This is a genomic window from Streptomyces sp. A5-4 (assembly GCF_051131715.1).
Lineage (GTDB): Bacteria > Actinomycetota > Actinomycetes > Streptomycetales > Streptomycetaceae > Streptomyces.
Window position 1 is genome coordinate 8,293,365 of the sequence record NZ_CP178591.1, and the last position, 26,525, is coordinate 8,319,889.

The 26,525-nt window shown below is 70.5% G+C and carries 21 protein-coding genes and 3 pseudogenes; 13 read left to right on the plus strand and 11 right to left on the minus strand.

What is annotated here, in order from left to right; translation table 11 throughout:
• Positions 1–267: 267 nt before the first annotated feature.
• Positions 268–1,887, minus strand: coding sequence for an IS1634 family transposase (locus tag ACLLJJ_RS38775; protein WP_434588209.1), 1,620 nt, complete (start codon positions 1,885–1,887; stop codon positions 268–270).
• Positions 1,888–2,069: 182 nt separating this feature from the next.
• Between ACLLJJ_RS38775 and ACLLJJ_RS38780 the strand changes: the two genes are divergently transcribed.
• A complete protein-coding gene (locus ACLLJJ_RS38780) occupies positions 2,070–3,254 on the plus strand; it encodes a CapA family protein (RefSeq protein ID WP_434599438.1) in 1,185 nt (394 codons plus the stop codon).
• 21 nt (positions 3,255–3,275) lie between these two features.
• On the opposite strand, the gene ACLLJJ_RS38785 is transcribed toward ACLLJJ_RS38780, so the two are convergent.
• A complete protein-coding gene (locus tag ACLLJJ_RS38785; RefSeq protein ID WP_434599439.1) occupies positions 3,276–4,712 on the minus strand; it encodes an amino acid permease in 1,437 nt (478 codons plus the stop codon).
• Positions 4,713–4,835: 123 nt separating this feature from the next.
• A complete protein-coding gene (locus ACLLJJ_RS38790; RefSeq protein ID WP_434599441.1) occupies positions 4,836–5,297 on the minus strand; it encodes a universal stress protein in 462 nt (153 codons plus the stop codon).
• Positions 5,298–5,621: 324 nt separating this feature from the next.
• Between ACLLJJ_RS38790 and ACLLJJ_RS38795 the strand changes: the two are divergent.
• Together ACLLJJ_RS38795 and ACLLJJ_RS38800 are read left to right on the plus strand one after the other, a co-directional pair.
• Positions 5,622–6,661 (plus strand): annotated as a pseudogene (locus ACLLJJ_RS38795) (amino acid--tRNA ligase-related protein); the annotation flags it as partial.
• A gap of 91 nt (positions 6,662–6,752) precedes the next feature.
• On the plus strand, positions 6,753–7,616 hold the full coding sequence (locus ACLLJJ_RS38800) for a polysaccharide deacetylase family protein (protein ID WP_434599442.1): 864 nt from the start codon (positions 6,753–6,755) through the stop codon (positions 7,614–7,616).
• A 193-nt stretch (positions 7,617–7,809) separates the two neighbouring features.
• Here the strand turns inward: ACLLJJ_RS38800 and ACLLJJ_RS38805 are convergent, their stop codons facing one another.
• Positions 7,810–8,469 carry a class F sortase gene (locus ACLLJJ_RS38805; RefSeq protein WP_434599443.1) on the minus strand — a complete coding sequence of 220 codons (660 nt, stop codon included), beginning with the start codon at positions 8,467–8,469 and terminating at the stop codon, positions 7,810–7,812.
• 310 nt (positions 8,470–8,779) lie between these two features.
• On the opposite strand from ACLLJJ_RS38805, the gene ACLLJJ_RS38810 reads away from it, so the two are divergent.
• Positions 8,780–9,259, plus strand: a complete 480-nt coding sequence (locus ACLLJJ_RS38810; RefSeq protein ID WP_434599444.1) for a hypothetical protein — start codon at positions 8,780–8,782, stop codon at positions 9,257–9,259.
• A 92-nt stretch (positions 9,260–9,351) separates the two neighbouring features.
• Here the strand turns inward: ACLLJJ_RS38810 and ACLLJJ_RS38815 are convergent, their stop codons facing one another.
• From ACLLJJ_RS38815 to ACLLJJ_RS38825, 3 genes are all read right to left on the minus strand, one after another.
• On the minus strand, positions 9,352–9,876 hold the full coding sequence (locus tag ACLLJJ_RS38815) for a hypothetical protein (protein ID WP_434599445.1): 525 nt from the start codon (positions 9,874–9,876) through the stop codon (positions 9,352–9,354).
• Between the two features lie 169 nt (positions 9,877–10,045).
• Complete coding sequence (locus tag ACLLJJ_RS38820) at positions 10,046–10,465, minus strand: hypothetical protein (protein WP_434599447.1); 420 nt, start codon at positions 10,463–10,465, stop codon at positions 10,046–10,048.
• Between the two features lie 188 nt (positions 10,466–10,653).
• A complete protein-coding gene (locus ACLLJJ_RS38825) occupies positions 10,654–11,418 on the minus strand; it encodes a DUF4239 domain-containing protein (protein ID WP_434599448.1) in 765 nt (254 codons plus the stop codon).
• 812 nt (positions 11,419–12,230) lie between these two features.
• Here ACLLJJ_RS38825 and ACLLJJ_RS38830 point away from each other — a divergent pair.
• The 3 genes from ACLLJJ_RS38830 (at position 12,231) to ACLLJJ_RS38840 (ending at position 16,461) form a co-directional block, all read left to right on the plus strand.
• The gene (locus ACLLJJ_RS38830; RefSeq protein WP_434599449.1) at positions 12,231–13,211 is read left to right on the plus strand and encodes an SCO0930 family lipoprotein; all 981 of its coding nucleotides are present in this window, start codon (positions 12,231–12,233) and stop codon (positions 13,209–13,211) included.
• A gap of 230 nt (positions 13,212–13,441) precedes the next feature.
• Positions 13,442–14,254: an SAM-dependent methyltransferase gene (locus tag ACLLJJ_RS38835; RefSeq protein ID WP_434599450.1), complete on the plus strand. Its 813-nt coding sequence runs from the start codon at positions 13,442–13,444 to the stop codon at positions 14,252–14,254.
• Between the two features lie 83 nt (positions 14,255–14,337).
• The gene (locus tag ACLLJJ_RS38840; protein ID WP_434600642.1) at positions 14,338–16,461 is read left to right on the plus strand and encodes a putative bifunctional diguanylate cyclase/phosphodiesterase; all 2,124 of its coding nucleotides are present in this window, start codon (positions 14,338–14,340) and stop codon (positions 16,459–16,461) included.
• On the opposite strand, the gene ACLLJJ_RS38845 is transcribed toward ACLLJJ_RS38840, so the two are convergent.
• On the minus strand, positions 16,458–17,372 hold the full coding sequence (locus tag ACLLJJ_RS38845) for a LysR family transcriptional regulator (protein WP_434599451.1): 915 nt from the start codon (positions 17,370–17,372) through the stop codon (positions 16,458–16,460). The two genes, ACLLJJ_RS38840 and ACLLJJ_RS38845, sit on opposite strands and share 4 nt — an antisense overlap.
• Before the next feature lie 83 nt (positions 17,373–17,455).
• Here ACLLJJ_RS38845 and ACLLJJ_RS38850 point away from each other — a divergent pair, with 83 nt between their 5' ends.
• From ACLLJJ_RS38850 to ACLLJJ_RS38870, 5 genes and pseudogenes are all read left to right on the plus strand, one after another.
• Positions 17,456–18,160, plus strand: coding sequence for a succinate dehydrogenase (locus tag ACLLJJ_RS38850; protein WP_434599452.1), 705 nt, complete (start codon positions 17,456–17,458; stop codon positions 18,158–18,160).
• A 1-nt stretch (position 18,161) separates the two neighbouring features.
• Positions 18,162–20,111, plus strand: a complete 1,950-nt coding sequence (locus tag ACLLJJ_RS38855) for a fumarate reductase/succinate dehydrogenase flavoprotein subunit (RefSeq protein ID WP_434599453.1) — start codon at positions 18,162–18,164, stop codon at positions 20,109–20,111.
• Positions 20,108–20,854 carry a succinate dehydrogenase/fumarate reductase iron-sulfur subunit gene (locus ACLLJJ_RS38860; RefSeq protein WP_434599455.1) on the plus strand — a complete coding sequence of 249 codons (747 nt, stop codon included), beginning with the start codon at positions 20,108–20,110 and terminating at the stop codon, positions 20,852–20,854. Before ACLLJJ_RS38855 ends, ACLLJJ_RS38860 begins: the two co-directional genes overlap by 4 nt.
• 600 nt (positions 20,855–21,454) lie before the next feature.
• Positions 21,455–21,913 (plus strand): annotated as a pseudogene (locus tag ACLLJJ_RS38865) (molybdopterin-dependent oxidoreductase).
• A 226-nt stretch (positions 21,914–22,139) separates the two neighbouring features.
• Positions 22,140–22,628, plus strand: a complete 489-nt coding sequence (locus tag ACLLJJ_RS38870) for a beta-class carbonic anhydrase (protein ID WP_434599456.1) — start codon at positions 22,140–22,142, stop codon at positions 22,626–22,628.
• A 22-nt stretch (positions 22,629–22,650) separates the two neighbouring features.
• Here the strand turns inward: ACLLJJ_RS38870 and ACLLJJ_RS38875 are convergent.
• Together ACLLJJ_RS38875 and ACLLJJ_RS38880 are read right to left on the minus strand one after the other, a co-directional pair.
• Positions 22,651–24,290 (minus strand): annotated as a pseudogene (locus ACLLJJ_RS38875) (ATP-binding cassette domain-containing protein); the annotation flags it as partial.
• A 185-nt stretch (positions 24,291–24,475) separates the two neighbouring features.
• The gene (locus tag ACLLJJ_RS38880) at positions 24,476–25,495 is read right to left on the minus strand and encodes an LLM class flavin-dependent oxidoreductase (protein WP_434599458.1); all 1,020 of its coding nucleotides are present in this window, start codon (positions 25,493–25,495) and stop codon (positions 24,476–24,478) included.
• A 91-nt stretch (positions 25,496–25,586) separates the two neighbouring features.
• Here ACLLJJ_RS38880 and ACLLJJ_RS38885 point away from each other — a divergent pair, with 91 nt between their 5' ends.
• A complete protein-coding gene (locus tag ACLLJJ_RS38885) occupies positions 25,587–26,075 on the plus strand; it encodes an LNS2 domain-containing protein (RefSeq protein WP_434599459.1) in 489 nt (162 codons plus the stop codon).
• A 93-nt stretch (positions 26,076–26,168) separates the two neighbouring features.
• Here the strand turns inward: ACLLJJ_RS38885 and ACLLJJ_RS38890 are convergent, their stop codons facing one another.
• The gene (locus tag ACLLJJ_RS38890) at positions 26,169–26,408 is read right to left on the minus strand and encodes a dodecin (RefSeq protein ID WP_434599460.1); all 240 of its coding nucleotides are present in this window, start codon (positions 26,406–26,408) and stop codon (positions 26,169–26,171) included.
• Positions 26,409–26,525 lie beyond the last annotated feature (117 nt).

Below are 26,525 nucleotides of genomic sequence, written 5' to 3' on the forward strand. Positions count from 1 at the left end.
ACGCTCCTTCGCGAGACCGGTTGGCCGTTGGCCGGACGGCCGCGAAGATATCCGCCACCTGGCGAGAATGCGGCGGCGCGGCGCGGCGCGGCCGAACGGGCGGCAGGGGCGTGCGGTGAGCGGTCGAACGCTGCGACGAGTGGCACGACGAACGGTCCCGTCCCGGCGTCCGTCACCGCCCTCCTCGCCCATCGGCGCGTCCGTTCCAGTGACCTCGGCGGCCCCGGTCCTTGACATCGCCTAGCCGGTGACTTCGCACATGGGGCTTTAGGTCTCCAGCCAGCGGGGCCGGGTTTCGTCGATGCCGAGGAGTTCGAGTAGGTGTGCTTGGACTCCTCGGCTGATGAGGATGACGGGTGGGTCGGTGGCGGTGCCGGGGCGGAGCATGAGGCCGTCGAGGTGGTAGAGGATCATGCGGCCGGTGGGTCGGACCTTGCGGTTGTCGGGGTAGAGGCCGGCCATGGTCTGCTCGGGGCCCAGGGCCTGGCGGACCTGGCGTTCGATCAGGCAGTAGACCAGCAGGGCCAGGCAGATCACGGTGATCAAGGCCGTGATGCGGCGGTTGTGCTCCAGGAACAGCGGCGCGACGGCCAGGGGGCCTTTGAACTCGCCGTAGCGGCGTTCGACCACTCCCTGGCCTTTGTAGCGCCGGAAGACCTCGGCCGTGTCGGCCTGCTCCGGAGTCAGAGCGGTGACCAGGGAGTACCAGCCGTCGGCGGCGGCTTCGGCGGCCAGGACGTCCTCGTCGAAGTGCCAGGCCAGAGTGGGTTTCCCGTCGGGGCCGGCGGTGACGGTGGTACGCAGGCAGCTGGCGACCCGGCGGGACTTGGTGATCACCCCGATCCGGGCCTGGACCTTCTCGGCGGTGGTGTAGTACCGGCCGCCGGCCGAGTTTTGCAGTTTCTCCAGATCCTCGGTGGCTCTGGCCAGACGCTTGGCGCGTGCTTTGCGCTGGCCCTCCGCGTTGCCGGTGGAGTGGACCAGGATCCGGCGCAGGTGGTGGACCGGGTCGCGCTTGCGTGGTCCTGCCATGGCGTGGACGTCTTCCAGGACCCGGTAGGACTCGCGCTGGTCGGCGGGGGTCTCCCGCTCGCGGTCGCGGTCGTTGACGTAGTCGACCAGCTCGGCGGCCCCGAGGTCGGCAGTGGCGTAGAAGCCGGCTTTGACCTGGGCCGCGGGTATGGGGGCGACGAATCCGACCCGGGCGTCAAGCAGGGCGGTGACATTCGGGTAGGACACCAGTTTGGAGTCCGCGACGAGCAGGAAGTCCTTGCGGTCGGCGATCTTCCGCAGGGCCTTCATCGCGCCGACGACCTGGGCGACCTCGCCCGCTCCGCCGTCGTAGGCACGGTGGAAGACGGGGATGCCACCGTCGCGGGTGACGGCCAGCCCGGCCTGGACCTGCTTCAGGTCGACCCGCCGGTCCTTGGGGTGACCGTATCTGACTTGCGCGTACTCCTCTTCCTGGTCCGGGTAGGCGCCGAACATGGAGATCGACGTCATGTCCCAGTGGATCTGAGCGGTATCGATGCCGAACTCCGCGATGGCCTGCGCGCCGACCGAGCCGGTGATCTCCTCCAGGTGCGGGGCGATCGCGTCCAGAGCGCGGGCGATACGGTCGTCGTTGAGCAGGTCCGGCTCGATGCCGAAGACCTCCTCGACAGCCCACTTCCGCGCCCAGTCCTCCACCCGCACCATCGAGGTCGGCGAGGACAGCCGGTTGGCGATCAGCGCCTCGACGACCTGCCCGTGCGTCAGATGAGCCACCTCACGGACAGGACACAGCTCGTCGATGATCCCGGCCACGTCCAGCCGGCGCAGAAACTCGGCAGAGGCAGGCAGAGCACCCAGACGCCTCTCCACCACAGGCGCCAACTCCACCGACATGCGGGGGCGCTGGACCCGGGAACGACACGAACGAGATATCGGCACGTCCAGAACAACGACCCGCACTTATCGAAGTACCGGCCAACTCATCAGTTCATCCGATTCAGCTATGTGCGGAGGATCGGCCTAGCCCACACATGGAGTCATATTTACGTATTAATCCCCATACGGAAGTCGGTCCCATGACGAAGCGCAAGCTGCAGGGCGCGGTTGCCGTGGCCGCTCTACTGGTCGGGAGTGCCACAGGCTGCGCCGGACCGCCCGCGCCGGTGCCACCCCAGGACGCCGCGCGCCCGGCCGCTCCCTCGGCGGCGGGCGGCGCGGCCCCCGCCGGGCGCGGCTTCACCCTGGTGGCCTCCGGGGACGTACTGCCGCACGCCTCGATCATCCGGCAGGCGAGCGCGGACGCGGGCGGCAACGGCTACGACTTCGCGCCCATGCTCGCCGGGGTCGAGCCCGTCGTGTCCCGGGCCGACCTGGCGATCTGCCACATGGAGACGGCGTACGGCGCCGACGGCGGCCCGTACACCGGCTACCCCGACTTCAAGTCCCCGCCGCAGGTGGCCGAGGGGCTGCGCGCCACCGGCTACGACGCCTGCTCCACCGCGTCCAACCACACCCTGGACGCGGGCACCGACGGCATCGACAGAACCCTGTCCGCACTCGACAGGGCGGGCGTCAAGCACGTGGGCTCGGCCCGCTCCGCCGCCGAGGCCCGGCGGCCCGCCCTACTGCAGGCGGGCAGCGCCAAGGTCGCCCAGCTCGCGTACACCTACGGCACCAACGGCTACCCGCTGCCCACGGGCCGGCCGTGGGCGGTGAACCTGATCGACGAGCGGAAGATCCTCGCCGACGCGCGGGCCGCCAGAAAGGCGGGAGCCGACGTCGTCGTGGTCTCTCTGCACTGGGGCGCGGAGTGGCAGGACGCCCCCGACGGTCAGCAACTGCGCCTCGGCAGAGCGCTCACCGCGTCGAAGACCGCAGGGCGCCCCGACATCGACCTGATCCTCGGTACGCACGCCCATGTCCCGCAGGCGTACGAGAAGGTCAACGGCACCTGGGTCATCTACGGCATGGGCGACCAGATCGCCGGATCGATGATCAATTACTCGGGCGAGAACGACGCGCGGGGCAACCAGGGCACCATCGGCCGCTTCACCTTCACACCGCCCGCCCGGCCCGGAGCGCGCTGGGCGGTCGAGAAGGCGGAGTTCATCCCGCAGTGGTTCGACATCGAGGCGGGCCGGGCGGTGAATCTCAACGCCGCGATGTCCCGCGGCGCCGACTACAAGGGCGTCCGCGACCGTATTCGCGATGTCGTCCTCAGCCGCGGCGCGGCCAAGGACGGTCTGCTCATGGGCGAGTAGGGCCGCTCCCGCCGGGTGGGTCTACGGGGTGTCGCGGGGGGCTTCGCGCACCGGCGCCTTCGCCAGCTCCGACTTCCGGTAGGAGTACGTGAAGTAGATGACCAGGCCGATCAGGAACCACACCGCGAAGCGGAGCCAGGTCTGCCACTGCAGGAACGTGATCAGCCAGATCGAGAACACCACGCCGATCGCGGGCACCACCGGCATCCCGGGGCAGCGGAAGCTGCGCGACAGCTCGGGCTGCCGGTACCGCAGGACGATCACCGCCACGCACACCACGATGAAAGCCAGCAGGATCCCGATGTTGGTCAGCTCCGCGGCCTCACCGATCGGCAGGAATCCGGCGATCAGGGCCGAAGCGCCACCGACGATCCAGGTCACCCGGGTCGGCACGTGCCGCGTCCGGTGCGTCTTCGCGAACCATTTGGGCAGCAGCCCGTCGCGGCTCATCGAGAACCACACCCGGGTGACGCCCAGCATGAACGTGAACATGACGGTGAGAATGCCGATGATGGCGCCGACCGCGATCACATTCGCCAGCCCGCCCAGACCCACCGACTCGAAGGCCGTGGAGAAGCCGCTCTCCGGGTCGATGTCCTTGTAGTTCTGCATGCCGGTCAGCACCAGGCACGCCAGGACGTACAGCACCATCGAGATCGCCAGCGAGTACATGATCGCCTTGGGCATGTGGCGCCGCGCGTCCTTGGACTCCTCGGCGGCCGTGGACATCGCGTCGTACCCGAAGACCGCGAAGAAGACCGTCGCCGCGCCGGTGAAGGCGCCGCTCGTCCCGTACGGGAAGAACGGGTTGTAGTTGGAGGTGTCGATGTGCACGAAGCCGACGCCGATCACGACCAGCACGACCAGCACCTTGAGCACCACCACGATCGTCTCGAATCGCGCCGCGTTCTTGATGCCGAGAGTGAGCAGATACGCGATGAACAGGCACAGCACCGCCGCGAACAGGTCGACCCGGTGGCCGTCCCCGGTCCCGGGCGCGCCCAGCATCCAGGCGGGCAGCTCCGCACCGAGGGAGTCGACGAGGAAACCGAAGTAGCCGGAGATGCCGATCGCGACCACCGCCACGATCGCCGTGTACTCCAGCAGCAGGTCCCAGCCGATGAACCAGCCCGCCAGCTCACCGAGCACCACATAGCCGTAGGTGTACGCCGAACCGGCCTTCGGGATCATCCCGGCGAACTCGGCGTACGAGAACGCCGCCGCCGCGCTCGCCACGCCCGCGATCAGGAAGGACAACAGCACCGCGGGCCCCGCGGTGCCATTGGCGACGGCGCCCGCCAGGCTGAAGATGCCGGCGCCGATGATGCCGCCGACACCGATCGCGGTGAGCTGCCACAGGCCCAGCGTCCGGGTCAACTGCCCTTCGGCGGAGCCTTCGTCGATCTGTTCGATGGGCTTGCGGCGCAGTACGCCCTGTCCCATCCGGAGTCCGGCCATGGGTGAAACCTCCGCAAGCGACTGACGGCTGATGGCGGCTCATGATGGCCCAGCCGGAAGCGCGACGGAAGGCGACTCACCCTCGCGGAACTGAGGAGTTTGCCCGGTTAACGGCGTACGGGTTTACGGGACGACCGTGACGGGCCAGCGTCCGGCCTTCACCAGCCGCAACGCCACCGACCCGATGAACCGGTGGCCCGCCGACTCCGACGCCCCGACGATCACCGCGTCCGCCTTGAGCTCGTCGGCCGCGGTGACCAGACCGTTGTACGGGTCGCCGCGGAAGGTGTGGAACTCCCAGCGGACCTCGAAGGCATCCTTCGCCCGGTGTGCCGCCGTGCGGATCTCGTTCATCAGATCCTCGGCGATCTCCTCGGTGGTCCCGGAGACCGGCACTCCGAGCGCGGCCCCGGCCGGCATCACCGGCTGGACGTACACCAGGGCGAGGAGCGCGTTCTGCCGCCGGGCGAGGCCCGCCGCGTACGCCACCGCGTGCATCGAGGAGTCGGATCCGTCCAGGCCGGCGACGATCACCTTGGGCCCGTCGGTGCCGCGCTCGAACTGATGTCCTTGCTGCTCTGTCACAGCAGCGAGGCTATCGGGCCCGACAGGCGCCCCGGCGGCGCCCTCCCCAGAGTGCGGACCATGAGTGCCAGCGCGAACACGCCCACTTCTGCCCGCAGCCTCTTCCTGGCCCGGGTGCCCGACGGCTTCGCGATGTTTTTCTATTTCTTCCTCGGCCTGTTCGGCGCGCTCGCGCTGCTGTCCACCGCCGCCACACTCTTCCGCTCCCAGCGCATGGAAGCGGCCCTGCACGGCGACGAGGAACCCCGGATCCGCGCTCTCCGCGGCGCGTACGGCGCCCATGGCTCGCTGGGCTACTTCGCGACCCGCCGCGACAAGGCCGTCGTCACCGACCCCGAGGCCAAGGTCCGCCGCCGATACGTCGACCTGATCGCGAGCCCGGACGCACGCACCGTGGTGACCGCCCGCTCGACCGCCGTACAGGCCCTGCGTCAGGGACTGCTGGACCGCGGCTACCCGGAGGTCGAGACGCCGATGCTCCAGCAGATCCACGGCGGCGCCAACGCCCGGCCGTTCACCACCCACATCAACGCCTACGGCCTCGACCTGCATCTGCGCATCGCCCCCGAGCTCTACCTTAAACGGCTGTGCGTCGGCGGCATGGAGAGGTCTTCGAGATGGGCCGCACCTTCCGCAACGAAGGCGTCTCGTACAAGCACAACCCCGAATTCACCATGCTGGAGGCCTACCAGGCCTACGCCGACGTGATGCTCGACCTGACCCGCGAGCTGATCCAAACCGCTGCCACCACCGCCTTCGGCGCCCCCGTCGCCCGCAAGGCGGACCGGGACGGGCGGCTCACCGAGCACGACATCTCCGGGCTCTGGCCGGTCAAGACGGTCTACGGCGCGGTCTCCTAAGCCCTCGGCGAAGAGATCGGCGCCGACACCGAGGAGCCCGCGCTGCGCCGCCTCTGCGACCGGGCCGGGGTGCCGCACACTCCGGAGAGCAGCCGCGGCGACGTCGTCCTCGAAATGTACGAGCGCCTGGTCGAGGAGCGGACCACGCTGCCCTCCTTCTGCAAGGACTTCCCGACCGACGTCTCGCCGCTCACCCGCCAGCACCGCACCGACCCGCGCCTCGCGGAGCGCTGGGACCTCGTCGCGTTCGGAACCGAACTCGGCACCGCCTAATCGGAGTTGACCGACCCGGTCGAGCAGCGGCGCAGGCTCACCGCGCAGTCACTGTTCGCCGCGGGCGGCGACCCCCAGGCGATGGAGCTCGACGAGGACTTCCTGGACGTCCTGGAGTACGCGATGCCGCCGACCGGCGGCCTGGGCATCGGGGTGGACCGGCTCGTCATGTTCCTGACCGGCCTGACCATCAGGGAGACGCTGCCGTTCCCCCTCGTACGCCGTCAGTGAAGCGCACATCGGCTCGTCCCATCGGGTACTTCACAGCCCGTTGCCGGTGTTGATCAGCCACTTGGGCCTGCGGCCGTGCGAGCTATTGGTCATGAAAAGGGATCAGATCCTTCCGGGGCGCCGGGCCGTGCTGCGGTTCACCGCCTGTCTCGGGGCCGCCACCGTCCTGCGGGGGGTCGGCACGGACCCGGCGCAGACCCCCGGACGCTTCCCCTCGGGAAGTGCGCCCCCGGCGGCCGGCCCCCAGGCGAGCACCCCGGTGAAGTCCTCGGCGTACCGGCTGCAGCCCATGACGGCGAACGCCCCGCCCTCCTTCCGGCCCGCGCGGCCCCCGGTGCGTCGGCGGCCGTTCCTGCGGATGCCGGGGCTGGGCCGCGCCATGGTGCTGACCTTCGACGACGGGCCCGACCCGCGCTACACCCCGGACATCCTGCGCACGCTGCGGCGCTACGACGTGCGGGCGATGTTCTTCGTGTGCGGGGAGATGGCCGTCGACAACGGGGACCTGCTGCGCGAGATGGCTGCGGACGGGCATGTCGTCGGCAACCACACCTGGTCCCATCCGCTGATCCCGAGCCTGTCGCGGGCCCGGATCCGCGACCAGCTCGGCGGCACCAGCGAAGTCATCGAAAAGACCCTGGGCGCCGCCCCGACCTGGTACCGCGCGCCGTACGGAGCCTGGAACCGGGCCTCCTTCCAGATCGGCGCCGAACTGGGCATGGAGCCGCTGGGCTGGACCGTGGACACCCTGGACTGGAAGGAGCCAGGTACCGGCACCATCATCCGCAGGGTGCGCGGCGGGGCGGGACCCGGAGTGGTGGTGCTCTCGCACGACGCGGGCGGAAACCGGGGCCAGAGCGTGGTGGCGCTGCGCACGTATCTGCCGGAGCTGCTCGACGCGGGGTACCGGATCACGGTGCCGAGCTCCGCGCCTCGGGGGATGCCCCGGGCCTGAGGGGGAAGCGTCGGCTGCGGGCACCGGCCGGAGGGTGCCCGCAGCCGGTACCCGCAGTGGTGTCCGTCAGCTGGTATCCGTCTGCCGGTGTCCGCCGGCCGCCCACCGCCCGGCCGCCCACCGCCCGGCCGCCCACCGCCCGGCCGCCCACCGCCCGGCTGCCCAGCGCCGGCCGCCCACCGCCGGGTGCCCGTCAGCGGGTGGCGACCAGTCTGGCGAAGACGACGACGTTGCCGGCGTAGCCGCCCGCCTTGGAGTAACCGCCGCCGCAGGTGAGGACCCGCAGCTCCGGGTGCCCCGTGTCTCCGTACACCCGGGCGCCAGGGAACTGCTCCTTGGAGAAGACCTCGACGCCGTAGACCTGGAAGACGGCCACCCGGCCGTCGTAGCGGGTCACCTCGATGCGGTGGCCCTTCTTGAGCGAGCCGAGGCCGAAGAAGACCGCGGGACCTGCGGCGTTGTCGACATGGCCGACGATGATCGACGTGCCCTTCTGGCCCGGGGAGATGCCGTTCTGATACCAGCCGGCGAGGTTCGGGTCCTGCGGCGGCGGTGCCTCGATCCACCCGTTCGCATCGAGGCCCACATCCACGACCGGGGCGTCGGCCCGGATGTCGGGCAGGCGCACCCGTGAGGCCGGGGCGTACGGCAAGGGCTCGACGACGGCGCGCGGTGCGGCGGCGACCGCGGTGTTGACCCGGCTGTCCAGCGCCGCGGCGGATGCGGGCTGCGGCGGGCCGAGCGACACATCGACGCCGTTTCGCATCAGCGCGAGACCGGTGAGCATCACGAGGGCCACGGCTCCCCAGGGTGAGCGTCTCCTCGGCGCGGAGCCGCTGTACTCCTGGCCCATGGTGCTCCCTTCGTCGCGTCTGTAGGGACGCTATGCGCGGGGACCGGGGGCGGCGAGACGTGGAGGGCGAACGGGTGGTGCGGCACCCCGCAGTGACCCATCCGGGTAACTCATCGTATAAATCACCTGACGGTCTGTGACCTGCGGGTCCGTCAGATTCGGACCCTTTGTACCGGCGTGTCGCCTCACCGGGGTGGACCAGTCCCGAAATGCGGTAATTGCGGGGCCCGGTGAGTGTTCGTCATGGGAGGCGTTCTCGTCGATCTTCCCGGAGCACCGCTCCGGGGCGCCGTCCCATGGAGGTTTTACGATGCGTGCTTCACGCGCCTTTGCGGTGACCGCGGCGGCTTGTGCAACGGTCGCTCTCGCTGCTCCGACGGCCGCTGCTAACAATGGCCCGAGCAATGTCACCGTCAATCCGTACTCGGTCCACCAGGGCGGCACGATGCAGATCAGCGCCGCCGGGTGTGGTCACGGCGGCATGGTGACGTCCAACGCCTTCCCCCAGGCGCACCTGTCGGCGGGCGCCACCGGGTACGCCACCGCGAAGATCAAGCACAACGCCACGCCGGGGCACTACAACCTGGCCGTCAAGTGCAACGACAACCGGATGGTGGCCACCCATCAGTTCACCGTGCTCGCCGGACGTGGCGCGCGCGGCGGTCTGGGTGGATCGGTCGGCCCGTCCGACACCGAGATGGCGGTCGGTGCCGGCCTGGTCGCCACCGCGGCCCTCGGCGGCAGCCTGTTCATCGCGCGCCGCCGCCGCCTGAACGGCGCGGGCGTCTGATCGCGCGGAGTCTCGCACCACCTGCCATAAATGCCCGTCGCCCCGAATCCTGGTCCGGATTCGGGGCGACGGGCGTGTGGGGCGGTTCGGCGTCAGTGCTGCCGACTGCCGCTGCGGCGGCGCACCACGTAGAGGGTGGCGCCGGCGGCCACCACGACCAGGGCCGCACCGGCGGCGATCTCCGTGGAGTCCATCCCGCTGACACTGCCACCGAGACCGCCCCTGGCCGGGCCGGTCGGGGTGGTCCTGGGGACGGTGGTGGAGCTGGTGGTCGGGGCGCCACCGGCGATGGTGAGATCGGCGGTGCTCGTCACCCCGTTGCAGGTGAACGTCACCGTGTACACGGCGGCGGGCTTGGCGTCCGTGAAGACGGTGGCCGCCTTGGTCGTTCCCGTGGGAATGGACGTGGTGTCGAACACCCCCGAGTCGGCCGTGGCGGTGCCGGCGCAGCCGGGCACGGCCAGCGTGACCTGCCCGCCCGCCGCGATGGTGGAGGGAGTGATGGTGCCACGCACCGGCGCCGCGGCCTTGTGGTCGTCGGCCGAAGCGGTGGGAGCGGTGAGCGAGAGAGCGGCAATGCCGAGCGCGGCGGCGGATGCGAGACGTATCGCGCGCATGGTCAATCCTCCGGGTCCCCGAGGAGCAGCGGCGGAACCAATATCCACACATAGCGGGAAATGCACCTCGATACCCGGAACGCTAGGAGTGGTGGCGCCGACGCGCGATCAGAGTCGCGCGAATGGGGTATCGATGTCCCCCAGTCGGCTCACCGCCGGCGGCCCACGGCTACTCCTCCGGGGGGAAGAAGAGCCTGAAGAGCCAGTCGGGCAGCAGGTCGGCCTCGGTGATCGGCGGTCCGAATTCGAACCCGTGCCTGCCTTCGTGGTCCAGGGGCAGTCCGCAGCACTCGGCCGCGATGGCGCCCTCCAGGAAGGAGGCGGGACAGCGGGGCAGTATGAGCGTCTCGCGCAGCGGACCGTACTCGTCCGTCGACGACCAGCGGGTCCAGAGATTCTGCGGCGGTACTTCGCCGGTGCCCCTGATTCCCTGGGTGTACGCGTGGTGCAGACCGGCGTGACCGGTTCGGAGCGAGCAGTAGAGCGCGGACTCGACCTCGAAGCCGCCGCCCTCGATGCGATGCAGCTCGGCGAGCTCGCTGTCGAGAAACAACACCCTTGCCGGGCAAGAGATCTGGAATACGGACATGAGGAAACCCTCCCCTTGCGGACCGCTTCAGTCTGTCGCGCCGGGAGGGTGCTTTCAGGGTGTTCGACTGCGATTCGGGTGGTCCGGTCGAGCGCCTCGGGACCCGGCGCCCGTGGCTCCGCCGTTTGCCCGTGGCCGGGGCTCCCCGGGGGTCACGGTGGTTCCCGTGACCCCCGGGGAGCCCTGGGTCACTTCTGGGCGTTCGGGAACAGATCCAGGAAGGGGCCCGCGGTGGCCGAGATGCCTCGGCCGTAGGGGGCGTCGAAGTCCCAGATGAGGAAGAGCAGGAACGCGATGAGGGCGCTGTAGAAACCCGCCAGCAGGAGTTCGCGTGGGGTACGGCGGATCTGAAGGGTGAAGATCAGGCCCACCGCGATCGCGGCTCCGATGATGAGCCCGAACCAGACGACGCCCGGCATCGTGGCGGACGCGCCCTGCCCCCGGGCGCCGCGCGCGTCGTCGGCCGAGGCCACCTGGTCGACCATGGGCTGGTACGCCTGGCCCTCGTGGTCGGTCTTCGGCTCGTAGTCGGTGACGTCGCGGCGTACCTGCTCAAGGAGCGCGGTGCCGCGCGGGTCGAGGGCCTCGTGGTCGGCCATGTAGCGCCATTCGGTGTCGACGACGTACGAGACGTAGGCGTCGACGTCGGCGCGGATACGGTCACGGACCGCAAGCGGGTAGACCTCGGCCCGTGCGCTGACCTCGTGCAGGGCCTGGGCCTCCTGGCGTACCGACTCCTGGGCGGAGCTGCGGCCCTCCCAGACGCCGGCGATGGCGAGGCCCAGGACGATCGCGTAGATCACGCCGATCATCATCGCCATGTACTCGATGACGTCCGGGGTCTCGGACGGGTCGTCGTCCTCGCCCACACGGCGGTGGTTGATGACGGTGATGGTGAGGACGACCGCACACGCGGACGCCATTGCAATGCTGAGGACAAGCCATTCCGACACGGGATCCTCCTTCTTCGGCTAGCGGGAGCGGGGGCGCAGCGCGGCTGCGGCGAATACGGCGGGGGCGGTGACAAGAAGGGTGAGGGACACCAGGGAGGGGCCGCCCCGGGGCTCCGGACGGGTGGCCCGCCGGTAAGTGGGGAGGGCGACGGGTGTGGCCTGCGGTCCGGGATGAGCCACCGGTGGCCGTGAGGGCGACGGGGGTGGCGGCGGGGGAGACGGGCGAGGTGGGGGAGGCGGCGGAGGGGGAGTGAAGGTGGGAGCCGGCGGCGGGGGCGGCGGGGGAGCCGGCGGCGCGGGGGGCGCGGGGCGTACTCGCCCGGGCGGGGGCGGCGAAGGCGGTTCCGGCGAGGGTGGAGGTGGTGGAGGTGGTGGAGGTGGCGGCTTGGGCGGCGGCGGTGGTTCGGGTTTCGGGCTCGCCGTGCAGTCCGCGCTTCCCCCGGCGGCGACCGCCGAGTCCGACACTTCCCCGTTCGAGATCGAGACGTAGGCACAGGCGTCTGCCGTCGCCGGTACGGGGCCCAGCAGCAGCCAGAGCAGAGTGGAGGCCGCCAGCAGGCGGCCGAGTGGCGGAGAGTACACGTCGTGGATCATGCACTCGGGCGTGTCCGGCGGCGCGCCGATACCGTCGCTGATTCCCCTGAATGAGTGGGACTTCGACCCGTTTTCGGGTGACACGTTGACGCCCGCCGACAGGACGGCGCGGAAAATTCTTCCGCCACGTTGAACACGGGCGCACCTCCCGCCCGTACCTAGGGCCATGAGCGACGCACTACGGCGTCGAAATCATCCTTCGGTACACAGGAGTTGACATGAAGACCTGGCGGAACGCCTCGCTCGCGGTGACGGCGGCGGCTGTGATGGCGCTGACGACGGCGTGCGGTCAGGACAGCGGCTCCCAGACTCCCAACGGCCAGTCCGTGGGCGCTGCCAATCCCGCGGAGCAGCCCGCGGACAATGGCTACGGATCGGCCGACAAGGGATACGGCGACGAAGCCGCCGCCCAGGCCGCCCCCAAGGCCGCGGGGCAACTCGCGGTCTGGGACAGCAAGAAGCTCGGCAAAGTCGTGACGGACAGCGCGGGGTTCACCCTCTACCGGTTCGACAAGGACACCGCCGAACCGCCCAAGTCGAACTGCGACGGTGACTGTGCGAGCGCCTGGCCCGTCGTGCCCGCCAGCGGCGCCACCGCCGCCCCCGGCACCGATGCCGCGATGGTCGGCGAGGTCGAAAGGGCCGACGGCAGCAAGCAACTGACCCTCGGCGGCTGGCCCATGTACCGCTACGCCAAGGACACCAAGGCCGGTGACGCCAAGGGCCAAGGCGTGGGTGGCACCTGGTTCGCCTCGGCGGCCGACGGCAAGAAGGCCGCCCCGGGCGTGGCCGGTGCGGAGGAAGGCGCGGGCGCGGAGGCCGGTGCCCCTGCCGACCTCGCCGGGATGTCCGTACGCAAGGACGCCAAGCTCGGCGACGTGGTGGTCGACTCCAAGGGCATGACCGTCTACCGCTTCAACAAGGACTCGGCCTGGCCCATGAAGACCGCCTGCACCGGCGCCTGCCTGGAGAAGTGGCCGGCGGTCCCGCCGGTCGAGAAGAACGACACCGAGGGCGTGCTGAAGAAGGGCTTCGTCGTCTTCGACCGCCCCGACGGCATCAAGCAGCAGACGATCGACTGCTGGCCCGTCTACACCTTCTCGGGTGACGCGAAGCCGGGTGACACCAACGGACAGGGTGTCGGCGGTACCTGGTACGCGGTCTCGCCCGAGGGCAAGATGGTGGGAGCGACCAAGTAGTAGGCAGCACCAGCGGCGTCCCCTCGCTGCGACGCTCCGGCCCGCCCTTCCCGCCTCACGCGGGAGGGACGGGCCGCTCGTACGCGTCGAACATTCTCGAAGGGTGTGACCGAGAACGGACGCCCAATTTCCGTTTTTGCTCGCTCTGTTGCCAGTGGGTCAGTAGCCTCGGCTCGAACACCGGTCTTGGTCAGGACCGGACGTCCCGTGGCGATGAGTTGGAGACATTGATGGAGCGTCCCGCCTGGGCCCCGCAGGGCATCGACATCTCGGTGCCGAGTGTGTCCCGTATTTACGACTACTACCTGGGCGGTTCGCACAACTTCGAGGTCGACAGGGAAGCGGCCCGCAAGGCCATGGAGTTCATGCCGGGGCTCCCGAAGATCATGCAGGCGAACCGGGCCTTCATGCGCCGGGCCGTGCGCTTCGCCGCGCATCAGGGCATCACCCAGTTCCTGGACATCGGATCCGGCATCCCCACCTTCGGGAACGTCCATGAGGTCGCCCAGGCCGCCAGCCCCGGGGCCAAAGTGGCGTACGTCGACCACGATCCGGTGGCTGTCGCCCACAGCGAGGCCGTGCTCGCGGGCAACGACCGGGCCGTCATCGCCGCGGCCGACCTGCGCAAGCCGCAGGAGATCCTGGACAACGCGGAGGTCACCGGGCTCCTCGACCTGAACCGGCCGGTGGCGCTGCTGCTCGTCGCCGTACTCCACTTCATCGAGGACGCCGACGACCCGCGCGCCGCCGTCGCCACCCTGCGCGACGCCCTCGCGCCCGGCAGCGTCATGATCCTCACCCATGCCTCGTTCGAGGGGATCCCGCTGACGGAGGAACGGGCGGGCGGCACGGTCGGGGTCTACAAGAACATCAAGAACCCGCTGGTCATGCGCCCGCGTGAAGAGGTCTCGCGGTTCTTCGACGGATACGAGATGGTCGAGCCCGGCCTGGTGTCGATGCCGAACTGGCGGCCCGAGGCCCCGGTCGCGCAGGAGGATCCATTCGCCTTCTCGGGCTTCGCAGGGGTGGGGCGCAAGGCGTGAATGTGCCATCGCAGGCACCGAGGTCCGGTTCCGCACGGACCGGCGGACGGACAGCCACGGCCACCGACTCGGCGACGAGCAGCATCGAGGACAGACTCGGGCGGTTCGCGACGATCTGGAGCCGGGCCATCTTCCCCGCCACGGCCACCTCTCTCACCCGCCCCGAGTTCGAGCAGCGACTGCTGCCGCTCGCCCACCGGCTGGGCGAAGCGCTGCACCGGCGCCCCTTCGACCCGGCTCCCGGGCAGGAGGTCGGCGCGGCCCTGATCGCCGCGCACTGCACCGACCCGGACGCCCTCGTCCGTACGCTCGGCGTCGTCGACTCCTATCTGGTGCTGTACTGCGCGGCCGAGGACGACACCCCCGCCGACGCCGAGGAGAGCCGGGCGCACTGCGCGCGGCTCCAGCACGCGATGGCCGCCGGCTTCGCGCGGGCGCTGCGCGAACGCACCCTCGCCGAGCAGGAGGCCATCGCCCGCTCCGCGCTCACGGCGCGATCCGAGGCGCAGAAGGCACTGCACACCACCGAGGCCCGCTTTCGGGCCGTCTTCGAGGGCGCCGCCATCGGCATCGGCATCGCGGACCTCGAAGGCAATGTGCTGGAGGTCAACGAGGCGCTCACCCAGATGTTCGGCGGGCTCGACCAGTACGCGCGCGGCCGGAAGGTGAGCGAGTGGGTGCACCCCGAGGACAGTCCCCATGTGTGGCGCCTGTACGGGGAGTTGGTGCGAGGAGAGCGTGAGAGCTACCGCGCCGAGAAGCCGTACTACCGCAACGACGGCACCGTCGTATGGACCAATCTGACGGTCTCGCTGCTGCGCGACGCGGAGGGCAATCCGCAATATCAGCTGGCCCTCATGGAGGACACCACGGAGCGCCGGCTGCTCAATCTGCGGCTGCGCTACGAAGCCACCCACGACGCGCTGACCGGGCTGCCCAACCGCACCCTGTTCTTCGAGCGCCTGGAGAAGGCGCTCTCCGCGGGCGACGGCATGCGCTTCGGCCTGTGCTACCTCGACCTGGACGGCTTCAAAGCGATCAACGACAGCCTCGGCCACTCCGTCGGGGACCGCCTTCTGGTGGAGGTCGCGGACCGGCTGGAGAGCTGCGCGACGGCGCCGGGCGAGATGGTCGCGCGGCTCGGCGGCGACGAGTTCGTGGCGCTGACGACCGGGCCCAACACCCGCCAGGAGGTGGACGAGCTCGCCGCCCGCATCCTGTCCGCGCTGTCCTCGCCGATCAGTCTGGACGGCAAGGACCTGACCGTGCGCGGCAGCATCGGCATCGTCGAAGGCCCGGCGGGCGAACGCGGACCCGCCGAGGTGCTGCGCAGCGCCGACATCACCATGTACCGGGCCAAGTCGGCCGGTGGCAATCGCTGCGAGCTCGCCGATCCGGAGTCGGACGCCCGCGCCATCACCCGGCACGGGCTCACCAACGCCCTGCCCGCGGCGCTGGCGCGCGGTGAGTTCTTCATCGAGTACCAGCCGCTGGTGCATCTGGGCGACGGCAGTGTGCATGGCGCCGAGGCGCTGGTGCGCTGGTGCCACCCGCAGCACGGCGTGCTCGGGCCCGACCACTTCATACCGCTCGCTGAGCACACCGGGCTGATCGTGCCGCTGGGCCGCTGGGTCCTCGAAGAGTCCGTACGCCAGGCGAGATTCTGGCAGGAGAGGCACGCGGACGGCGGCCCGCTGCGCATCAATGTGAACCTCTCGCCGACCCAGCTCTACCACCCCGGTCTGGTCGCCGACACGGTGCACGTACTGGAGAAGGCGGGCCTCGAACCGGGCGCGCTGTGCCTGGAGGTCACCGAGTCGGCGCTGATCGGCGCGGACGACGATCTGCTCAAGCCGCTGCGCCAGCTGGCCGAGATGGGCGTGGACATCGCCCTCGACGACTTCGGCACCGGCTACTCCAACCTCGCGAACCTGCGCCGGCTGCCGGTGAGCGTCCTCAAGCTGGATCGTTCCTTCACCCAGTCCATGCAGCGGCACCCGGCGGACCCGGTCGACCTGCTGATCGTCGAGGGGATCGTCTCCCTCGCGCACAGCCTCAAGCTGTCCGTGACGGTGGAGGGAGTGGAGACGGGCGCGCAGGCCGCGCAGTTGCGCGAGCTGGGCTGTGACACCGCGCAGGGCTGGTACTACGCCAGGCCGGGCGCGCCCGACCGCATTCACGCCCTGCTGCTGGCCGACGCGGTTTAGGGGAAAACCGGCGTACGCGCGGTGGCCGTGCGGGAAGCGAGGAGCACCCTCTGCAGCTCGCGGGCCGCGCGCGGCGGGGCCACGTCGCTGCGGTGCGCGAGCGCGATCGTACGGCTGAGTCCGGGCCGGGCCAGGGGCGTGACCCGCAGGTCGCGTCCCGCCCGGGTGGCCACCATGCGCGGTACGACCGCGAGACCGAGGCCCGCGCGCACGAAGCCGAGCACGGCGTCCATCTCGCCGCCCTCCACCGTGAAGGCCGGCTCGAAGCCCTCGGCGCGGCAGGCCGCCACGGTCAGTTCCCGCAGGTCGTAGCCGTGCCGGAACATCACCATGGGCTCGCCCTGCAGCTCGGCGACGCGCACCGACCTGCCGCGGCCGGGGCGCGGGGCCGAGGCCGCCGAGACCACTACGAGGTCCTCGTGCAGCAGCTCGACGGTGGTCAGCGCGGGGGAGGGGCTGGGCAGCGGCAGCACCACCAGGGCCAGATCGAGGCCGCCGCGTGCCAGCTCCCGTACGAGATCGTGCGAGCCGCCCTCCTCGATGAGCAGCTGGATGCCCGGATGCAGGTCGTGGAAGGTGCGCAGGACGTCGGGGAGCAGCCCGGTGCAGACACTCGGCGTCGCCCCCAGGCGCACCCGGCCGCGGCGCAGCTGCGCCAGCTCCTGCACCTCGTGGCGGGCGGTGTCCGCATCGGCGAGGATGCGGCGGGCCAGCGGGAGCAGTGCCTCGCCCGCCTCGGTGAGCGAGATGTTGCCGCGGGCCCGGGTGAACAGATCGGCGCCCAACTCCTTCTCCAGGGACCGGATCTGCTGCGAGAGGGAGGGCTGGGCGACATGCACCTCCTCGGCGGCCCGGGTGAAGTGCCGGGTCTCGGCGACGGCCACGAAGTAGAGAAGCTGCTGGAACTGCATGACACCACGATAGGCCATGGCTATCGATATGAGCCGCATCATGTCTTGGACCAATAGGGCCCTTCGGCCCTAGCGTCGTGACCATGGCACTGGCTACGCGGACGGATCGAAGGCCGTCCCTCACGCGCTCGCTCTGGGCATCGACCGTCGGAAAGAAGACGGTGATGGCCGTCAGCGGTCTGATCATGCTGATGTATCTGGTGGCCCATATGGCGGGCAACCTCAAGATCTTCTTCGGCGCGGGGGAATTCAACGGCTACGCCCACTGGCTGCGCACCCTCGGCGCGCCCGTCCTGCACTACGAGTGGGGGCTGTGGGTCGTGCGCGTGGTGCTGCTCGCCGCGGTGGTGCTGCACGGTGTGGCGGCGTACCAGCTCAGCAGGCGCGACATCAGGGCGCGGCCCAGCAAGTACGTGCACAAGCGGCGGCGCGCGAGCTATGCGACGCACACCATGCGGTGGGGCGGCATCATCCTCGCCCTGTTCATCGTCTGGCACCTGCTCGACCTGACGACGCTCACCGTGAACGAGAACGCGCAGCACGGCCGGCCCTACGAGAACGTCGTCGCGACCTTCTCGACCTGGTACGGAAACGTCATCTACATCATCGCGATGCTGGCCGTAGGACTGCACATCCAGCACGGCTTCTGGAGCGCGGCGCAGACCCTGGGCGTGGGCAGCGCGGCCCGCGAACGGATCCTCAAGGCCACGGCGAACGTCCTCGCGCTGGTGCTGACCGCCGGATTCATCTCCGTGCCGGTCGCCGTCATGACTGGAGTGGTGAACTGACATGAGCGAGTACGTCGACTACGCGACCGGCGAGCCGGTCGCCGACACCAAGGCACCCGCCGGACCCGTCGCCGAACGCTGGGACACCCGCCGCTTCGAGGCGAAGCTGGTCAACCCGGCGAACCGCCGCAAGCACACCGTCATCGTCGTCGGCACCGGCCTGGCGGGCGGCGCCGCAGGCGCCACCCTCGCCGAACAGGGTTACCACGTCGCGCAGTTCTGCTACCAGGACTCACCGCGCCGCGCCCACTCCATCGCCGCGCAGGGCGGTATCAACGCCGCGAAGAACTACCGCAACGACGGCGACTCGATCCACCGGCTCTTCTACGACACCGTCAAGGGCGGCGACTTCCGGGCCAGGGAGTCCAACGTGCACCGGCTCGCACAGATCTCTGTCGAGATCATCGACCAGTGCGTGGCCCAGGGCGTGCCCTTCGCCCGCGAGTACGGCGGACTCCTCGACACCCGCTCCTTCGGCGGCGTCCAGGTCTCCCGCACCTTCTACGCCCGCGGCCAGACCGGTCAGCAACTGCTCCTCGGCGCCTACCAGGCACTGACGCGGCAGATCGCCGCGGGGAACGTCGAGATGCACGCGCGCACCGAAATGCTCGACCTGATCGTCGTGGACGGCCGGGCCCGCGGCATCGTCGCCCGTGACCTGGTCACCGGCCGCATCGACACCCACTTCGCGGACGCCGTCGTGCTCGCCAGCGGCGGCTACGGCAATGTCTTCTATCTGTCGACCAACGCGAAGAACTCCAACGCGACGGCGATCTGGCGGGCGCACCGGCGCGGCGCCTACTTCGCCAACCCCTGCTTCACCCAGATCCACCCCACCTGCATCCCACGCTCCGGCGAGCACCAGTCCAAGCTCACCCTGATGAGCGAGTCGCTGCGCAACGACGGCCGGATCTGGGTCCCGAAGGCGCACGGCGACACCCGCACGGCGGCCGACATCCCCGAGGACGAGCGCGACTACTACCTGGAGCGCATCTACCCTTCCTTCGGTAACCTCGTACCCCGCGACATCGCCTCGCGCGCCGCCAAGAACGTCTGCGACGAGGGACGGGGTGTGGGCCCCGGCGGGCAGGGCGTCTACCTCGACTTCGCCGACGCGATCCGGCGCCTGGGCCGCAAGGCCGTCGAGGAGAAGTACGGCAACCTCTTCGAGATGTACGAGCGGATCACCGCCGAGGACCCGTACGAGGTGCCCATGCGCATCTACCCGGCGATCCACTACACGATGGGCGGACTGTGGGTCGACTACGACCTCCAGACCACCGTGCCCGGCCTGTTCGCGATCGGCGAGGCCAACTTCTCCGATCACGGGGCCAACCGCCTCGGCGCCTCCGCGCTCATGCAGGGCCTCGCCGACGGCTACTTCGTGCTGCCGTCCACCATCAACGACTACCTGGCCCGCAACCCGCACCACGGCGAGGTCGACGCGAGCCACCCGGAGGCGGTCCGCGTGGTCGCCGAGACCACCGGCCGCCTGGAGCGGCTGCTCGCCGTCGACGGTGACCGCACCCCCGACTTCTTCCACAAGGAGATCGGCGAACTCCTGTGGGAGCACTGCGGGATGGCCCGCAACGAGGCGGGCCTGCGCAAGGTCCTCGGCCGGATCCCGGAGATCCGCGAGGAGTTCTGGCGCCGGATCAAGGTGCCCGGCACCGGCGAGGAGTTCAACCAGTCCCTGGAGAAGGCCAACCGCGTCGTCGACTACCTGGAGCTTGCCGAGCTGCTCTGCCTCGACGCCCTGCACCGCACCGAGTCCTGCGGCGGCCACTTCCGCGAGGAGAGCCGGACCGAGGGCGGTGAGGCGGCCCGCATGGACGAGGAGTTCTCGTACGCCGCCGCCTGGGAGTTCACCGGCACGGGCATCTCGCCCGTCCTGCACCGGGAAGCCCTGGAATTCGCCTACGTCCACCCCACCCAGCGGAGTTACGCATGAGGCTCACCCTGCGCGTCTGGCGCCAGCGCAACGCCGACGCCACCGGCGCCATGGTCACGTACGACATCGACGGCATCTCCGAGGACATGTCGTTCCTGGAGATGCTCGACACCCTCAACGAGGACCTGATCCTCAAGGGCGACGAGCCCGTCGCCTTCGACCACGACTGCCGCGAGGGCATCTGCGGGGCCTGCGGCGTCGTCATCAACGGCGACGCGCACGGCCCCGAACGCACCACCACCTGCCAACTGCACATGCGGCACTTCGACGACGGCGACACCGTCGACGTCGAGCCGTGGCGCGCCGGGGCGTTCCCGGTGGTGAAGGACCTGGTGGTGGACCGGTCTGCCTTCGACCGGATCATCGGGGCCGGCGGCTACATCAGCGTCCCGACCGGCGCCGCCCCCGACGCGCACGCCACCCCGGTCCCCAAGGCGGACGCGGACTTCGCTTTCGAGCACGCCGAGTGCATCGGCTGCGGCGCCTGCGTCGCGGCCTGCCCGAACGGCTCCGCGATGCTCTTCACCTCCGCGAAGATCAACCACCTCAATGTGCTGCCGCAGGGCGCGCCCGAGCGCGAGACGCGGGTCCTGGACATGGTCGCCAGCATGGACGAGGAGGGCTTCGGCGGCTGCACCCTGGCCGGCGAGTGCGCCACAGCCTGCCCCAAGGGCATCCCGCTGCCGTCCATCGCCGCGATGAACAAGGAGTGGCTGCGGGCGACCGTGAAGTCCCGGCGCTGACCGGCCCCTCGGGACGCCGGGCATTGCGCCGCGCGACCGGCGCGGGTTACTTTCCCGCGAAACGGCGAGGCCCGTGACGGCGAGGCGCTTACGAACTGCACAGGGGGCGGCGGTGGGCACAGCATCGGGCCGGCAGGCCGCCCACGCCTTCCCCCGTGCGGCCCCGCGATCCATCTGTACGGGCGCAGGCACATCGATCTGCTGAGAGTGGCCGGCGCTCTCTGTCGCCCCTGATCCGATTCCGGACCGACGCACCACCCACCGGGGTGGCGGCGTCCGCACCAGGTCGATCAGGAAGGCAGTCCCTCCGATGCCCCTCCCCCGCTCCCACTTGAGCCCCACCACGCCGGCGCCCCGGACCCGCGCCCCGGCGCCCTTCGCAGGTCAGCTGGCCGCCACCGGGCCCGCAGTGGCGGCGGCGCCCGGCCCCGGCATCGTCAAGCCGCTGCCGCCCGAGCTGTTCACCGTCCGGGGCACCAACGCCGAGACCAACTTGGCCGCCCTGCGCGGCACCGGCCGTCTCACTCCGGTGGACCGCTTCTTCGTCCGCAACCGCACCTCGACCCCGGTACTGGATGCGCGGACCTGGGGTCTGACCGTCTGGGGCAGCGGCCTGCGCGGCGGCCCGGCCCGTTCACCTGCGAACAGCCGCGCGCACTTCCCTCCGTCACCCGCGCGGTCGCCGTCGAATGCGCCGGCGGCGGACGCAGCTTCTACACCTCCCAGCAGGGCGAGACCGTCACCGGCACGGCGTGGACACTCGGGGCCGTCGGCGTCGCCCGCCGGCGTGGTGTGCGGCTCGCCGACGTGCTGCGCCGGGCCGGAATCGGCGGGCACGCCGTCGACGTGATGCCAGGGGCCTGGACGCGGAATTCAGCAGCGCCGGGGTGAACCTGGGCCGGGTGCGCCGTGCGCGTCTCCAAGGCGCTGGACGACGTGATCCTCGCGTACGAGATGAACGGCGCGCCCCTGCCGTTCGATCACGGCTTCCCGGTCCGGGTGATCGTCCCGGCCTGGATCGGCACGCGTCCATCAAGTGGGTCGGTGACATCGAGGTGAGCGCCGAGCCGCTCGTCTCGCCCTGGAACACCGACCTCTACCGGCTGTTCGGCCCCGGCCACCCGCCGCAGGGCACCGCCGAACACCCGGTCACCGTTGCCTGAGGTGCCCAACTCGGCTTTTGTGACTGGGGTGTTGCAGCTTCGTGGCGGACCGGGAGATGGCCTTCCGGTTCCTCGCCACGGGCCTCTAGGTTCCACGGTGAACCCATGGAATTGGAGCAGGCGTGAGTGTCACCGATGAGTTTCTCTCGCACAACGACTCCTACGCGGCCACCTTCAAAGGGCCGCTGCCCCTCCCTCCGGCCCGGCACACCGCCGTCGTCGCCTGCATGGACGCGCGGCTCAACCCGTATGCCATCCTCGGCCTCAAGGAGGGCGACGCGCATGTGATCCGCAACGCCGGGGGCGTCGTCACCGAAGACGTGATCCGGTCACTGGCGATCAGTCAGCGGCTGCTCGGCACCCAGGAGATCGTCCTCATCCACCACACCGACTGTGGCATGGTCACGTTCACCGACGACGGCTTCCGCCAGGGCATCGAGGCCGAGACCGGTGTCCGCCCGCCGTGGGCGGCGGAGGCCTTCACGGACCCGGAGGCGGACGTGCGGCAGTCGGTGCGGCGCATCACCACCAGTGTGTTCGTCCCGCACACGGGCGCTGTCCGGGGCTTCGTCTTCGACGTCGCCACGGGACGGCTCGACGAGGTCGCCTGAGATCCGGGCTCTCGCGCGGGCGCTACCCGCGGAGCTCCCGCGCCAGATAGGCAGCGGTGCGGCTGCCGGCCGCCCGCGCCACCTCGGCGGGCGGCCCGGCGGCGACCACGCGGCCACCTTCGTGGCCGGCGCCGGGCCCCAGGTCCACCACCCAGTCCGCGCCCGCAACCACCGTCATGTCGTGCTCGACGACCACCACCGAATGCCCCTGGTCGACCAGGCCGTGCAACTGGCGCATCAGCACCTCGACATCGGCGGGATGCAGTCCCGCCGTCGGTTCGTCCAGCACATACAGGGTGTGGCCGCGGCGCAGCCGCTGGAGCTCACTCGCCAGTTTGATGCGCTGCGCCTCACCGCCCGACAGCTCGGTCGCGGGCTGCCCGAGCCGCAGATAGCCGAGCCCGACGTCGAGCAGCGCCCGCAGGCTGCGCTCGGCGGCCGGGGCGCCGGCGAAGAAAGTGGCCGCGGCCTCGACCGTCAGATCCAGCACCTCGGCGATGTTCAGGCCCCGGTGGGTGACTTCCAGGGTCCGCGGGTTGTAGCGCGCGCCGAGGCAGTCCGGGCACGGGGTGTACGTACTCGGCAGGAAAAGCAGCTCCACGGAGACGAAGCCCTCGCCCGGGCAGGTCTCGCACCGCCCGCCCTTCACATTGAAGGAGAACCGGCCCGCCCTGTAGCCGCGCGCCTTCGCCTCCTCGGTGGCGGTGAAGAGCTTGCGTACGATGTCGAACAGTCCGGTGTACGTCGCCAGATTCGAGCGCGGGGTACGGCCGATGGGCCGCTGATCCACCGTCACCAGGCGCTTCACGCCGGGCAGTTCGACGTTCACCTCGCCGATCAGCGTCGACTTCCCGGAGCCGGACACACCGGTGACGGCGGTGAACACACCCAGCGGCAGCTCGGCCTCAAGACCGTCGAGGTTGTGCCGGGTGACCGGGCCGAGCCTCAGCAGGCCCGACGGTTCGCGCACGGTACGCGCGGGAGCCGGGGCGCGGTCGAACAGGAAGCGGCGCGTCGCCGACTCCGTGACAGCGGCCAGGCCGGCGGGCGGACCGCTGTGCAGCACCCTGCCACCGTGCTCGCCCGCGTGCGGGCCCACGTCGACGAGCCAGTCCGCGCGGCGCACCACATCCATGTGGTGCTCGACCACGAAGACCGAGTTGGAATCCAGTCGCGGTCCTTCTGCTCCAGGTCCCGCCACGGCCGGTCCACGTCGTGGCCGAGCGCGTCCAGTACGTCGCGCAGGTTCTTGCCCTGCCAGGCGCCGGGCCACGCGGCGATGGCACCCTCGCGGATCGTCAGCGAGGGGTCGGGCACCAGCAGTTCCTCGCTGGTGCGGTGGATCCGGCCCAGACCGTGGCACTCGCGGCACGCCCCGGCCGCAGTGTTCGGCGAGAACGCGTCGGAGTCGAGGGGCTCGGCGCCCGGCGGATAGGTGCCCGCGCGGGAGAACAGCATCCGCAGCGAGTTCGACAGGGTGGTGACGGTCCCGACAGAGGACCGCGAGGTCGGCGTGGACCTGCGCTGCTCCAGGGAGACGGCGGGCGGCAGGCCGCTGATCCCACCGACCTTCGGCGCGCCCACCTGGTGGATCAGCCGACGGGCGTACGGCGCGACGGACTCGAAGTAGCGGCGCTGGGCCTCCGCGTAGATCGTGCCGAAGGCGAGCGAGGACTTGCCGGACCCGGAGACGCCGGTGAAGACGACGAGTGCGTCACGGGGGATGTCGACGTCGACATGGCGGAGGTTGTGCTCGTCGGCGCCGCGCACACGCACATACGGGTCATGGGCACTGTGCATGGGGCGGAGCTCCGTACGGCCGAGGCGTGGGGACAAACAGTCCGATTCTAGGCGTCCGTGCGCGGGAGCCCCACCAGGGCGGCGAGGCGCCGGTAGGAGCCCAGCAGGGCGTCGCGCTCGTACGTACTGTTCGCGACGAGGTATTCGTCGGCGCCGCTGCGGCCGAGCACCTTCTCCAGGCCGTCCGCGACCTCGTCCCCGGTGCCGTGCAGATGGCCGCGCCGGGCCTCCTCGAAGAGCTCCCACTCGCGGTCGTTCATCGGCAGGGCAAGGATCTCGTCGACGGGCGCGAGCGGCGGGAACGCGCCACGAGTGCGGGAGTACGCCGACGCCCAGGCCTCGGGCACCAGCAGCCGCTCGGCCTCCTCGGTGGTTTCCGCGACGGTGACCGAGCCCGAGACCATGACGTACGGCCGCTCCCCCCAGGCGGACGGCCGGAACGCCTCCCGGTAGCCGTCGATCGCCCGCAGCATCTCCTCCTCGCCGCGCGCCGCGGCGATCACCAGGGGCAGCCCGGCCTCGGCGGCGACCTGGGCCCCGGCGCCGGTCGCCAGCACGAAGGCGGGCGGCAGCAGGCCCTCGGCGGGATGGGCGTGGACCTGCGGGTGCGCGCTCTGGTCACCGGTGAAATAGCCGAGCAGCTCCGTGAGCTGAGACGCGAAGTCGCCGGCGGCCTCCTTGTCGTGGCCCAGCGCCCTGCGTATCCCGTCGGTGAACCCCACCGACCGGCCCAGACCCATGTCGATCCGGCCGGGAAAGAGCGACTCCAGCACCCCGAACTGCTCGGCCACCACCAGGGGCCGGTGGTTGGGCAGCATCACGCCGCCGGTGCCGACCCGGATCGTGGACGTCGCCGCGGCGACGGCCGCGGCGAGCACGGTGGGCGCGGAGCCCGCCACGCCCGGCACGCTGTGGTGCTCCGAGACCCAGAAGCGGTGATAGCCCAGGCCCTCGATCCGCCGGGCGAGCTCCACGGTGTCGCGCAGGGCCTGCGGCGCACCGTGGCCCTCGCGGGTACGGGAACGGTCGAGTACGGAGAACCGGGTCTGCGCGATCACTGAGCTCACACCGGGTTCAACGCATTCGACGCCGCAGGATTCCCGCAGCCCGGGTCCGGTGTCGGCCGGGGCGTCCGAGTACGCGGATTAGGGTGGCCGGGTGAAGCCGAGCAGCAGGCCACTGGCCGTATTCGATCTGGACGGAACACTCGCGGACACCGCGCACCGTCAGCGCTTCCTGGACCGTAAGCCGCGCGACTGGGACGGATTCTTCGGTGCGGCTCCGGACGATCCGCCGCTGCCCGCGGGCGTGCGGATGGCCCTCGACAGCGCCGAGGAGTGCGAGGTCGTCTACCTCACGGGCCGACCCGAGCGGTGCCGCCGCGACACCCTCGCCTGGCTCGGCGCGCAGGGGCTGCCCGAGGGGCGGATCTGGATGCGCCGTGACAACGACCGGCGGCCCGCCCGCCACACCAAGCTGCACGTCCTCAAGCAGCTGGCCCGGGACCGGGAGATCCGGGTGCTCGTCGACGACGACGAGCTGGTCTGCGACGCCGCGCGACAGGCGGGCTTCACGGTCGTGCGCGCCCAGTGGGGAGCCGCGTCGGAGGCCCTCAAGGATGCGCAGGAGCGTGAGGGGCGCACCTGATCGGCGGACGTCGCCCATCCGGGTGCGCACCTGACTCGGAGCGCGATCCGGTCCGGTCCGATCCGAGTGCGCACCGGATGGGCGGGGCCCCGGTCAGGCGTCCGTGCCCTCGCCCGCGTCGTCGCCCGCCTCCAGCCGGAAGCCGACTTTCAGGCCCACCTGGTAGTGCTCGATCTCGCCGTCCACGATGTGGCCGCGGACCTGGGTCACTTCGAACCAGTCAAGATTGCGCACGGTCTGCGACGCCCGGTCGATGCCGTTGCGAATGGCCTGGTCGACGCCCTCGTGCGAGGTGCCGACGATCTCCGTGACCCGGTAGGTGTGGTCGGTCATGCGGCTCTCCCTCTGCTTCTGCTGCTCCTGCCCCGAGGGGCCCTTCCGTCGATGCTCGTACCCACCGTGCCCCACCCGCCGCCCGTGCGCGAGATGGGGAACCGGTGAAGAAAATGT